Source organism: Streptomyces daliensis (assembly GCF_054782395.1).
In genome coordinates this window covers 39,605-50,333 of the sequence record NZ_BAAGSO010000029.1, presented here as the reverse complement: position 1 = coordinate 50,333, position 10,729 = coordinate 39,605, and the positions used below count along the sequence as shown (strand labels likewise).

Genomic DNA, 10,729 nt, shown 5'->3' with positions numbered 1-10,729 from the left:
CCCACCGCGGCACCGACCCCCACCACACACCAACCCCACACGACCACCGGCACAAGCCAAGAACCACGCGGCGCCAGCCGCACCGCACCGCAACCACACGCCGCGCCGTAGCCACCCAGCCGCGCCCGGAAACGGCGCCCCGCCACCCCCCTGCGTGCAGCGGCACAAAAATCAGCGCGGGACCCTACAGTGCGCACCACACCGGCCAACCGTCCCGCGCAACACCCCCGTGAAGCGGCAACCCCGCGTTTCCTTCAAGCTACGCGCACCGGCTTGCCGGTGAGTTCCACGCCCGCCGTGCGGAGCTGGTCCAGCGCCTGCTGGGTGGTGGCTTCGGCGACGCCCGCCGTGAGGTCGAGCAGGACCTGGGTGCGGAACCCCTCCCGCACCGCGTCCAGCGCCGTGGCCCGCACGCAGTGGTCCGTGGCGATCCCGACCACGTCCACCTCCCGCACCTCGCGCGCCCGCAGCCAGTCGGCCAGCGACGTACCGTTCTCGTCCGCGCCCTCGAACCCGCTGTACGCGGCCGAGTAGGCGCCCTTGTCGAACACGGCGTCGATGGCCCCTGCCGCGACGACGGGGGCGAAGTTCGGGTGGAAGCCGATCCCCTCCGTGCCCGCCACGCAGTGCGGCGGCCACGAATGGGCGTAGTCCGGCTGGTCCGAGAAGTGGTCACCCGGCGAGATGTGGTGGTCACGGGTGGCCACCACGTGCCGGTAGCCCGCCGTGGCGGCGCCCACCAGCTCGGTGATGGCAGCGGCGACGTCGGCGCCTCCCGCGACCGCGAGGCTGCCGCCCTCGCAGAAGTCGTTCTGCACGTCGACGACGATCAGTGCCCGGTGCATGGAGCACACCTTTCGGCCGGGTTGCCGGCGGTTACGGGGCGGTCGGTCCTTGAAACCGAGACTAGAGACTCAACCGGGTTAAGGGGAGTGGGCACTTCGCGCTCGCTCCCCCCGGCCGCGCCTCCACGACCCCCGCGCAGCCCTCACCCGCGCAGCCCTCACACATGCTCCGTCGGCAGCACCGGCTCGCCCCGCGAGAGCTGGCGCGCCGACATGGGCAGCCGGGACAGCGCGGCGCGGTGCCGGTCGCGTGCCGCGTCCAGGGGCTCGCGGGCCACGACCTCCCCGCCCCGCACCAGCTCCGTCTGCAACAGCCGCCCGGACAGTCCGCCGGGCACGGGCCCGGTGCCCACGACCTCCGCCTCGGCCACACCGTCCGCGTCGACGGGCCGCGCGGCCCACTTCGCGCCGCCCACCGTGGACTTGCCGCCCATGGACTTCTTGGCGACGGGGTGCAGCGGCGCGCCGGGCTCGTCGGATCCGGCGCGCGCGACGAGCTTGTAGACCATCGAACAGGTGGGGTGGCCGCTGCCGGTGACGAGCTGGGTGCCCACCCCGTACGCGTCGACGGGCGCGGCGGCGAGGGAGGCGATGGCGTACTCGTCGAGGTCGCTGGTGACCACGATCTTCGTCTGCTTCGCGCCGAGTTCGTCGAGCTGCTGCCGCACCCGGTGGGCGATCAGCAGCAGGTCGCCCGAGTCGATGCGCACGGCACCCAGCTCCGTGCCCGCGACCTCGACGGCGCTGCGGACGGCCTCGGTCACGTCGTAGGTGTCCACGAGCAGTGTGGTGCCGCTGCCCAGCGAGTCGACCTGTGCGACGAACGCGTCGCGCTCGTGGTCGTGCAGCAGGGTGAAGGCGTGGGCGCTGGTGCCGACGGTCGGGATGCCGTAGCGGAAGCCCGCCGCCAGGTCGGAGGTGGTGGAGAAGCCGCCGACGTACGCGGCGCGCGAGGCGGCCACGGCGGCCAGTTCGTGGGTGCGCCGGGCGCCCATCTCCATCAGCGGCCGGTCCCCTGCGGCGACGGCCATGCGCGAGGCCGCGGCGGCGACGGCCGAGTCGTGGTTGAGGATCGAGAGGATCACCGTCTCCAGCAGCACGCACTCGGCGAAGCTGCCCTCGACGCGCATCACGGGGGAGCCGGGGAAGTAGACCTCGCCCTCGGGGTAGCCGCGGATGTCGCCACGGAAGCGGTAGTCGGCGAGCCATTCCAGGGTCGGCCCGTCGACGATGCTCCGCTCGCGCAGGAAGTCCAACTCCCGTTCCTCGAAGCGGAAGTTCTCGACCGCGTCCAGTACGCGTCCGGTGCCGCCGACCACGCCGTAGCGGCGGCCCTCGGGGAGTCTGCGGGTGAAGACCTCGAAGACCGAACGCCGCTCGGCGGTCCCCGACCGCAGCGCCGCCTGGAGCATCGTGAGCTCGTACTGGTCGGTGAAGAGCGCCGTCGAGGGCACGGTCACCGGCAGTCCGCTGTCCGCTGTGTTCATACGTGCGAGGGTACCCCGAATCTCGTCAACTTGACGATATGCGCCGCGCGGCGGCCCGCGCGCCCGGTGCCGTGCGCCGCGTACGCCCCTGTCCAGGAGCCGTTTGGGCCAATGGGCCCCGCGAGTGGCAGCATGGGACCTGTGAGTGTCGCCCCCACGGAGATCGAACGCCCCGAATCGGCCGAGGCCCCTCTGGAGGTCCCCGAGCCGGACGTCCCCTGGGCGACGGTCGTGCACAACGACCCGGTCAACCTCATGAGCTATGTGGCCTATGTGTTCCAGAGCTACTTCGGCTATCCCAAGGAGAAGGCCAAGAAGCTGATGATGGACGTCCACCACAAGGGCCGCGCGGTCGTCTCCACCGGCAGCCGCGAGGAGATGGAACGCGACGTGCAGGCGATGCACGGCTACGGCCTGTGGGCCACCCTCCAGCAGGACCGCTGATGGCGGGCACCTTCGAGCCGACCGGGGACGGCGGCGCCGCCATCGCACTGGACGAGGTCGAGATCTCGATCCTGCGCAGCCTCGTCGTCCAGCTCATGGAGCTGATCGGCCCCGGCGAGGGCCCCGCCGACGGCGGCGCCGAGGAGGACCCGCTCGCGGCCCTCTTCGTCGACGGCCCCTCCGAGCCGCCCTCGGACCCGGCGCTGGCCCGGCTCTTCCCCGACGCCTACGGCGCGGGCCCGGACGCCAAGCCCGACGAGGACGACGAGGAGGCCCGCAGTGCCTCGGCCGAGTTCCGGCGCTTCACGGAGAACGATCTGCGGGCCCGCAAGCGCGAGGACGGCCTCGCGGTCGTGCGCGCGCTGGACGCGGTCATGCCCGTGGGGGACGAGGGCGCCGTGCTGCGCCTCTCCGCCGCCGACTCGCGGCAGTGGCTCGGCGCCCTCAACGATCTGCGGCTGGCCATCGGCACGCGCCTGGAGGTCACCGACGAGGACGACGGGAGCGCGCTCTACACGCTGCCGGACTCGGACCCCCGCAAGCCGATGGTCATGGCGTATCTGTGGCTCGGCGGGCTTCAGGAGACACTTGTGGGGACGCTCCTGTCGTGACCGCACCGTCCGTTAAACGGATGGTAAAGCCCGACTAACGAACGCATCACGGGCCTTCGCGATACGCAGGGGATATCCTCCCGTGTCCCTTTTGCCTGTGATCCCGGCCACCTTCCCGCGTCTCACCTCGTGGTACACCTGCACGATCTGCCGCGTTCGACGCCACCCCTGTCGTGCGCGTCAGCGCTGTTCCGGCCGACCGTCGGCAAGCACGTACTCCATCCGGGGGGATCGGGACCCGATCCGGACGTTCCGGGTCGGTATGGAGAAAGGCGCAGGACAACAATGACCTCTGAGCGGGTCGCGGACAGCACGGGCGAAGCCGGCTCCGCAGCAGGCGGCGGGAGCGGCGGGGTCGCCGCGCCTTCCGATGAGGGCTACCAGCGAGGGCTGGGCAGCCGTCAGGTTCAGATGATCGCGATCGGCGGTGCGATCGGCGTCGGCCTCTTCATGGGCGCCGGAGCGAACATCGCCAAGGCCGGTCCCAGCATCATCCTGATGTACGCGCTCGCGGGCGTCGTCATCTTCTTCATCATGCGGGCTCTCGGCGAGCTTCTGATGTACCGGCCGGTCTCCGGCAGTTTCGCCGAGTACGCGCGCGAGTTCCTCGGGCCGTTCTTCGGCTTCGTGACGGGCTGGACGTACTGGCTCCTGTGGGTCGTGACCGGCATGGCCGAGCTGACAGCGGCGGCCATCTACATCCACTTCTGGTTCCCCGACATCCCCCAGTGGGTCAGCGCGCTGGTCTTCCTGGTGCTCCTCTTCGGGGTCAACCTGATCTCGGTGAAGGTGTTCGGCGAGGTCGAGTTCTGGTTCTCGATGATCAAGGTCACCGCGATCATCGGCATGATCGTCATCGGTCTCGGCGTGCTCACCCTCGGCTTCTCGCAGGCCGGTGACACCGCGGCCGTCAGCAACCTCTGGGCGCACGAGGGCTTCTTCCCGACCGGCATCGGCTCCAGCCTCATGACGCTCCAGGGCGTCATGTTCGCCTACATCGCCGTCGAGCTGGTCGGCATCACCGCGGGCGAGAGCGAGGACCCCGAGAAGACGCTGCCCAAGGCGATCAACACCCTGCCCTGGCGCATCATCATCTTCTACGTGGGCTCGCTGATCGTCATCCTGTCCGTGGTCAAGTGGACCGAGTTCTCCGACGGCGTCAGCCCCTTCGTGGCCGCCTTCGCCAAGATCGGCATCCCGCTCGGCGCGGGCATCGTCAACTTCGTCGTGCTCACCGCCGCGCTCTCGTCGTGCAACTCCGGCATGTACTCCACCGGGCGCATGCTGCGCGACCTCGCCGAGAACGCCGAGGCGCCGAAGGTCTTCTCCAAGCTGAACGTCCGCCAGAGCCCCGCCATGGGCATCACCGTCTCGGTGATCCTGATGGGCATCGGCGTGGTGCTCAACTACCTCGTCCCGGAGAAGGCGTTCGCCTACGTCACCTCCGTCGCCACCGCCTGCGGCATCTGGACCTGGATGATGATCCTCATCAGCCACCTCCGCTACCGCAGCGCCGTCGTCAAGGGCCGGCTGCCCAGCTCGTCCTTCCCGGCGCCCGGCGGCAGCGTCTTCAGCTGGGTCGCGCTGCTCTTCCTCACGATGGTCCTCGTGATCGTCGCGCTCGACCCGACCGCGCGGATCTCGCTGTACGTGGGCGCGGGCTGGGCCGTCGTGCTCGGCGCGGGCTGGTTCTTCTACGCCCGGCACACCGCCGCCGCGTACCGCGCCGCGAACGGCCACAAGGCGGAGGCGCCCAAGCGGCTCACGCCCGAGACGGCGAACGAGGGCTGACCGCCCTGCCGCCCGCCCGTCCGACCGCCTGAGAGCGGGAGGCCGACGGCCCCGACCGGGCCGCTCGGCCGCCGCGCCGCCAGGACCGTGAGGGCCGGACCGTACCGCTCGGGGGTACGGTCCGGCCCTCACGCACGTCACGCATATCCTGGCGACCATGCTGACCATCACCCAGGAGCTCCAGGACAAGATCGTCGCCCACGCCCGCGCCGACCACCCGGACGAGGCGTGCGGGGTCATCGCCGGGCCCGTCGGGGAGGGACGCGCCGAGCGCTTCATCCCGATGCTCAACGCGGCACGCTCGCCCACGTTCTACGAGTTCGACTCGGGCGACCTCCTCAAGCTCTACCGCGAGATGGACGACCGCGACGAGGAACCCGTCGTCATCTACCACTCGCACACCGCGACCGAGGCGTACCCCTCGCGCACGGACATCACCTACGCGAACGAGCCCGGCGCCCACTACGTCCTCGTCTCCACCGCCGAGTGCGGCAACGACGAGGGCCCCTTCTCCTTCCGCTCCTTCCGCATCGTGGACGGCGAGGTCACGGAGGAGGACGTCGAGGTCGTCGAGGCGTACTGAACCCGGTAAAGAGCCGATCTGAGACGGATCGGTCCGCATCATGAAACACACATCCGATTCCGGCTCCGGGAATCGTTACGATGAGCCCATGGTTGTCCACGACGTGAACGCTTCTCTCAAGACCCCGGGCATGCTGCTCGTGGGGCGTTTGCACGTCGATCTCTGCCGCCTCGCGAGCGCCATCTGTCGGCGCGCCGCCGCCGCGCCCCGCTGACCGCCGGGCCCCGCCCCGTCGGGCTCCCACCCGCCGGGCGCCGCCGTACGTACGCGCGCACCTGGGTACACGGGCCGTGCGCACGCAGGTAAGCAGGAACCACGCACCACTCCCACTCCCACAGGAGCACACCCATGGCCATCGAGGTCCGCATCCCGACCATCCTCCGCACCTACACCGACGGCGAGAAGACCGTCACCGGTGAGGGCACCACCATCGGTGAGCTGTTCCAGGACCTTGAGAGCCGGCACGCGGGCATCCAGGACCGCCTCGTCGACGGCGGCGAGCTGCGCCGCTTCGTGAACGTCTACCTCAACGACGAGGACGTCCGCTTCCTGGAGGGCATCTCCACCAAGCTCGGCGACGGCGACAGCGTCACCATCCTCCCGGCCGTCGCGGGCGGCGCGCGCTGATGCGCTACGACTCACCGCTGGCCGCCGTCGGCAACACCCCCCTGGTCAGGCTCCCCCGCCTGTCCCCCTCCGAGGACGTCCGCATCTGGGCGAAGCTGGAGGACCGCAACCCGACGGGCTCGGTCAAGGACCGCCCGGCCCTGCACATGATCGAGCAGGCCGAGAAGGACGGACGGCTCACCCCGGGCTGCACCATCCTGGAGCCCACCTCGGGGAACACCGGCATCTCGCTCGCCATGGCGGCCAAGCTCAAGGGCTACCGCATCGTGTGCGTCATGCCGGAGAACACCAGCGAGGAGCGGCGCCAGCTCCTCGCCATGTGGGGCGCCGAGATCATCTCCTCCCCGGCGGCGGGCGGCTCCAACACGGCCGTGCGCGTCGCCAAGGAGAAGGCGGCCGAGCACCCCGACTGGGTGATGCTCTACCAGTACGGCAACCCCGACAACGCCGGCGCCCACTACGCCACCACAGGCCCCGAGATCCTCGCGGACCTCCCCTCCGTCACCCACTTCGTGGCGGGCCTCGGCACCACGGGCACCCTCATGGGCGCGGGCCGCTATCTGCGCGAGCAGCGCCCCGGCATCCAGATCGTCGCCGCCGAACCGCGCTACGACGACCTCGTCTACGGGCTGCGCAACCTCGACGAGGGCTTCATCCCCGAGCTGTACGACGAGTCGGTGCTGACGACCCGCTTCTCGGTCGGCTCCGCCGACGCCGTCACCCGTACCCGCGAACTCCTCGCCCAGGAGGGCATCTTCGCCGGGGTCTCCACGGGCGCCGCGCTGCACGCGGCCATCGGCGTGGGGCGCAAGGCGCGGAAGGCGGGGGAGAGCGCGGACATCGTTTTCATCGTCGCGGACGGCGGCTGGAAGTACCTCTCGACGGGCATCTACACCGCCGAGTCCACCGAGGCAGCGGTCGAGGCGCTCCAGGGCCAGCTCTGGGCCTGAGCGGCTCCGAGGGGGCCTGAGCGCTCCCGAGGGGGCTGGGCCGGACGGGTGACGGGCCACGGGGTCACGGGTGAAGCAGCGCCCTGCCACGGGGTCCCGGGCGCGGGGCCGTGAGGTGACGCGGCCGGTCACCCTGGGCACTCCGGGCCACCCCGGTCACTCCGCGAGGTGCCGCACCCGGTCCCACAGCAGCGGATCCACCTCGCCCACCCGGCGCTGGAAGGCGCGCAGCGGAACCTCGCGCAGCGCGTCGGTGCGCAGATAGCTGGGCCTGCCCCGCGCGTCGCCCACGGAACCCGGCGGCAGGGGCAGCGCCCCCGGCAGGTCACCGTAGCGGCGGCGCGTCGTGATCCGCGCCACGCGGGCGCCCTCCGTCCGCACCGTCAGCACCAGGCACGGCCGGTCGCTCCCAGGGCCTTCGCCCCACGGCACCCGGGCCCGCCAGATCTCACCCGGACGCGGACCCTCGTCGGGCGCGAGCGGGCGCGGGCCCGCGCGGGAAGCGGGCGCCGCGCCGGGCCCCTCGCCACGAACGGCCGAACGCCGCGAACGCCGCGGGCCGAGCCTGCCCCGGCCGTCGACGAAGGCCGCTACCAGGGCGAGCGCCACCACGGCCCCCAGGGCGAGCCACCACGCGGTGTGCATGCCGTGCCTCCCTCGTCCCGCCGGACCGTACGTCCGCACGGCGTCGTACAGCCGTACGCGGCGGTCCCGTACGCCCGTTCGGCCCGGGCGCCGCGGCCAAGATCTACGGAGTGACGACGGTACCCCGCCCTGGTGATTCCGCCCACACCACAGCCCTCCGGAGGAGTCAGCGGCAGCCGAGCGGCTTACGCTCGGAAATCCCCCTCCCCTCGCCCTCGGCATGGGGACCCCCACCGGCCGCCAACGGAGGTTCCCGCTCCATGAAGCTCACCGTCGTCGGCTGCTCCGGGTCGTTCCCGTCCGCGGACTCGGCCTGTTCGAGCTACCTCGTCGAGGCCGACGGCTACCGGTTGCTGCTCGACATGGGCAACGGCGCCCTGGGCGAGCTGCAACGTCACTGCGGTCTCTACGACCTCGACGCCATCGCGCTCAGCCATCTCCACTCGGACCACTGCATCGACATGTGCGCGTACTTCGTCGCGCGCTACTACCGCCACGAGGGCGGCCGGTGCCCCGCGATACCGGTCTACGGCCCGAAGGGCACCGAGGAGCGGCTGACGACGGCCTACGGGGACACCCCCTCCGAGACGGCGATGAGCGAGGTCTTCGACTTCCGCACCCTGGGCTCCGGCATGAGCTTCGAACTCGGCCCCTTCTCGGTCCGCACGGAGAAGGTCGCCCACCCCGTGGAGGCGTACGCGTTCCGTCTCGAGCACAGGGAGAGCGGCAGAACGCTCGTCTACTCGGGCGACACGGGGCCGTGCGGGGTGCTGGGCGAAGTGGCGCGCGGCGCCGACCTGTTCCTGTGCGAGGCGTCCTTCACACAGGGCAAGGAGGACATCCCGGAGCTGCACCTCAACGGCTGGGAGGCGGGCGAGTGCGCGAAGGGCGCGGGCGCGGGCCGGCTGGTGCTCACCCACGTGCCGCCGTGGACGGACGCGCAGCTCAACCTGCGGGACGCGAAGGCGTCCTTCGACGGGCCCGTGGAGCTGGCGCGGCCCGGCGCGGTCTACACGGTGTAGCCGCCGCCGCGCTGGCCGCCTTCGGCCCTCCCCGTAGACGATGGAGCGCCCCGGACACCAGGTGTCCGGGGCGCTCCGTCATGCACAGGGGTCGGGGCACGCGCCCCGCCCTCCCAGGGGTCAGGACTTGAACTGCTCCTTCTCCTGGGTCTCGGCCTCCTCCTCGGACTCTCGGCCCGGGGTGGGGATGTTGAACTTGGTGATCGCGAAGCGGAAGACGAAGTAGTAGACCACCGCGAAGCACAGGCCCACCAGCACCAGCAGCCACGGCTTCGTCGCGATGCCCAGGTTCAGCACGAAGTCGATCGCGCCCGCCGAGAAGCCGAAGCCGTCCTTCATCCCCAGCGCCCAGGTCAGGGCCATGGAGACACCCGTCAGCACGGCGTGCACCGCGTACAGCGCCGGGGCCAGGAACATGAAGGTGAACTCGATCGGCTCGGTCACACCGGTGACGAACGCGGTGAGCGCGAGGGAGAGCATCATGCCGCCGACGACCTTGCGGCGCTCGGGGCGCGCGCAGTGGTAGATCGCGAGGCACGCGGCGGGCAGGGCGAACATCATGATCGGGAAGAAGCCCGTCATGAACTGGCCCGCCGTCGGGTCCCCGGCCAGGAAGCGCGCGATGTCGCCGTGCTTGCCGTCGTAGGAGCCCGCCTGGAACCAGGGGAAGGAGTTCAGCAGGTGGTGCATGCCGACGGGGATGAGCGCGCGGTTGGCGACACCGTAGATACCGGCCCCGACCGAACCGGAACCGACCAGCCACTCACCGAAGTTGTGCAGACCCGTGCCCAGGACGGGCCAGATGTAGCCGAAGACGACACCGATGATCAGGCCGGCGAAGGCGGAGAGGATCGGGACGAGACGGCGCCCGCCGAAGAAGCCGAGCCAGTCGGGCAGCTTCTTGCGGTGGTAGCGCTGGTAGAGCAGGGCCACCACGATGCCGATGACCACGCCGCCGAGTACGCCCGCGTCGACCGGGGGAGCGACCTGGACGATCTTCCCGTCCTGGACCTCCTCGATCTTGGGCATGCTGCCGTCGGTGAAGACCTCCAGCACGTTCTTGAAGACCAGGTAGCCGACGACGGCCGCCAGACCCGTCGAACCGTCCGACTTCTTCGCGAAGCCGACGGCGATACCGACGGCGAACAGCAGCGGCATGTTGTCGAGCAGCGCGCTGCCGCCCGCGGCCAGGAACTCGGCGATCCGGTTCAGGAACGCCGGGAAGTTCTCGCGGCCGAGCATGTCGTCCTGACCGAGCCGCACCATCAGCGCGGCGGCGGGCAGGGTGGCGATCGGGAGCATGAGGCTGCGGCCGATGCGCTGTGCGGTGGCCATCGCACCGGCGCCCCGGCGCTTCTCAGGCGCTGTAGCCGTGGACATCTACTTCCTCCATGGGGGGCGAGCACTCGCCGAAGACAGGGATCGCACGGTGCGCGCGGGTAACAACGGCAACGTCCCCGAATGGCCCGCGGGCCACGACACCGGTTCCCAGTGGTTTAGACCATTCTTAGCATGAGGTCGGGCCCTGAAGGAATCTTCTGTTCCACAAACCTCTCGCGTTCCTCACACGTTCTCCCGCGCCACGCCCGGCGAGGCGCGGAAAGCCCGCGCCCAGGGACCCCGAGTAGCCTGTCATACTGGTGTAGACCTCTAATTCCGCAGTTCGCACCAACGCAACACCGCCGACAGGCGGACGCCAGGCGGACCGCACCATGGTGCCGGTC

General features: G+C 70.7%; 12 protein-coding genes. 8 read left to right on the top strand and 4 right to left on the bottom strand.

Features of this window, described 5'->3' with window-relative positions; all coding sequences use genetic code 11:
* Positions 1–254 precede the first annotated feature (254 nt).
* The gene (locus tag ACYVOO_RS06650; protein ID WP_461014691.1) at positions 255–845 is read right to left on the bottom strand and encodes an isochorismatase family protein; all 591 of its coding nucleotides are present in this window, start codon (positions 843–845) and stop codon (positions 255–257) included.
* Positions 846–1,003: 158 nt separating this feature from the next.
* Complete coding sequence (locus ACYVOO_RS06645; RefSeq protein ID WP_461014690.1) at positions 1,004–2,332, bottom strand: nicotinate phosphoribosyltransferase; 1,329 nt, start codon at positions 2,330–2,332, stop codon at positions 1,004–1,006.
* Between the two features lie 132 nt (positions 2,333–2,464).
* Between ACYVOO_RS06645 and clpS the strand changes: the two genes are divergently transcribed.
* The 7 genes from clpS to ACYVOO_RS06610 all read left to right on the top strand — a co-directional run bounded on the left by clpS (position 2,465) and on the right by ACYVOO_RS06610 (position 7,338).
* A complete protein-coding gene (gene clpS / locus ACYVOO_RS06640; RefSeq protein ID WP_453348829.1) occupies positions 2,465–2,776 on the top strand; it encodes an ATP-dependent Clp protease adapter ClpS in 312 nt (103 codons plus the stop codon).
* On the top strand, positions 2,776–3,387 hold the full coding sequence (locus ACYVOO_RS06635) for a DUF2017 domain-containing protein (RefSeq protein ID WP_461014689.1): 612 nt from the start codon (positions 2,776–2,778) through the stop codon (positions 3,385–3,387). Before clpS ends, ACYVOO_RS06635 begins: the two co-directional genes overlap by 1 nt.
* Positions 3,388–3,672: 285 nt before the next feature.
* A complete protein-coding gene (locus ACYVOO_RS06630; protein ID WP_461014688.1) occupies positions 3,673–5,178 on the top strand; it encodes an amino acid permease in 1,506 nt (501 codons plus the stop codon).
* Positions 5,179–5,335: 157 nt separating this feature from the next.
* Positions 5,336–5,761, top strand: coding sequence for a M67 family metallopeptidase (locus tag ACYVOO_RS06625; RefSeq protein WP_461014687.1), 426 nt, complete (start codon positions 5,336–5,338; stop codon positions 5,759–5,761).
* An 88-nt stretch (positions 5,762–5,849) separates the two neighbouring features.
* A complete protein-coding gene (locus ACYVOO_RS06620) occupies positions 5,850–5,975 on the top strand; it encodes a putative leader peptide (RefSeq protein WP_453348825.1) in 126 nt (41 codons plus the stop codon).
* A 134-nt stretch (positions 5,976–6,109) separates the two neighbouring features.
* The gene (locus ACYVOO_RS06615) at positions 6,110–6,388 is read left to right on the top strand and encodes a MoaD/ThiS family protein (RefSeq protein ID WP_461014686.1); all 279 of its coding nucleotides are present in this window, start codon (positions 6,110–6,112) and stop codon (positions 6,386–6,388) included.
* On the top strand, positions 6,388–7,338 hold the full coding sequence (locus tag ACYVOO_RS06610) for a PLP-dependent cysteine synthase family protein (protein WP_461014685.1): 951 nt from the start codon (positions 6,388–6,390) through the stop codon (positions 7,336–7,338). The genes ACYVOO_RS06615 and ACYVOO_RS06610 overlap by 1 nt, the downstream gene beginning before the upstream one ends.
* A gap of 156 nt (positions 7,339–7,494) precedes the next feature.
* Here ACYVOO_RS06610 and ACYVOO_RS06605 read toward each other — a convergent pair whose 3' ends face one another.
* Positions 7,495–7,983, bottom strand: a complete 489-nt coding sequence (locus ACYVOO_RS06605) for a type II toxin-antitoxin system PemK/MazF family toxin (protein WP_461014684.1) — start codon at positions 7,981–7,983, stop codon at positions 7,495–7,497.
* A gap of 260 nt (positions 7,984–8,243) precedes the next feature.
* On the opposite strand from ACYVOO_RS06605, the gene ACYVOO_RS06600 reads away from it, so the two are divergent.
* Positions 8,244–9,005 (top strand): MBL fold metallo-hydrolase, encoded by a 762-nt coding sequence (locus tag ACYVOO_RS06600; protein ID WP_461014683.1) that lies wholly within the window; start codon positions 8,244–8,246, stop codon positions 9,003–9,005.
* Positions 9,006–9,125: 120 nt separating this feature from the next.
* On the opposite strand, the gene ACYVOO_RS06595 is transcribed toward ACYVOO_RS06600, so the two are convergent.
* The gene (locus ACYVOO_RS06595) at positions 9,126–10,385 is read right to left on the bottom strand and encodes a PTS transporter subunit EIIC (protein WP_461014682.1); all 1,260 of its coding nucleotides are present in this window, start codon (positions 10,383–10,385) and stop codon (positions 9,126–9,128) included.
* Positions 10,386–10,729: the final 344 nt, after the last annotated feature.

Bases quoted from the DNA above. Each gene is read 5' to 3' on its own strand.
- ACYVOO_RS06650 (WP_461014691.1), bottom strand. From the start codon at position 845: ATGCACCGGGCACTGATCGTCGTCGACGTGCAGAACGACTTCTGCGAG.
- ACYVOO_RS06645 (WP_461014690.1), bottom strand. From the start codon at position 2,332: ATGAACACAGCGGACAGCGGACTGCCGGTGACCGTGCCCTCGACGGCG.
- clpS (WP_453348829.1), top strand. From the start codon at position 2,465: ATGGGACCTGTGAGTGTCGCCCCCACGGAGATCGAACGCCCCGAATCG.
- ACYVOO_RS06635 (WP_461014689.1), top strand. From the start codon at position 2,776: ATGGCGGGCACCTTCGAGCCGACCGGGGACGGCGGCGCCGCCATCGCA.
- ACYVOO_RS06630 (WP_461014688.1), top strand. From the start codon at position 3,673: ATGACCTCTGAGCGGGTCGCGGACAGCACGGGCGAAGCCGGCTCCGCA.
- ACYVOO_RS06625 (WP_461014687.1), top strand. From the start codon at position 5,336: ATGCTGACCATCACCCAGGAGCTCCAGGACAAGATCGTCGCCCACGCC.
- ACYVOO_RS06620 (WP_453348825.1), top strand. From the start codon at position 5,850: ATGGTTGTCCACGACGTGAACGCTTCTCTCAAGACCCCGGGCATGCTG.
- ACYVOO_RS06615 (WP_461014686.1), top strand. From the start codon at position 6,110: ATGGCCATCGAGGTCCGCATCCCGACCATCCTCCGCACCTACACCGAC.
- ACYVOO_RS06610 (WP_461014685.1), top strand. From the start codon at position 6,388: ATGCGCTACGACTCACCGCTGGCCGCCGTCGGCAACACCCCCCTGGTC.
- ACYVOO_RS06605 (WP_461014684.1), bottom strand. From the start codon at position 7,983: ATGCACACCGCGTGGTGGCTCGCCCTGGGGGCCGTGGTGGCGCTCGCC.
- ACYVOO_RS06600 (WP_461014683.1), top strand. From the start codon at position 8,244: ATGAAGCTCACCGTCGTCGGCTGCTCCGGGTCGTTCCCGTCCGCGGAC.
- ACYVOO_RS06595 (WP_461014682.1), bottom strand. From the start codon at position 10,385: ATGTCCACGGCTACAGCGCCTGAGAAGCGCCGGGGCGCCGGTGCGATG.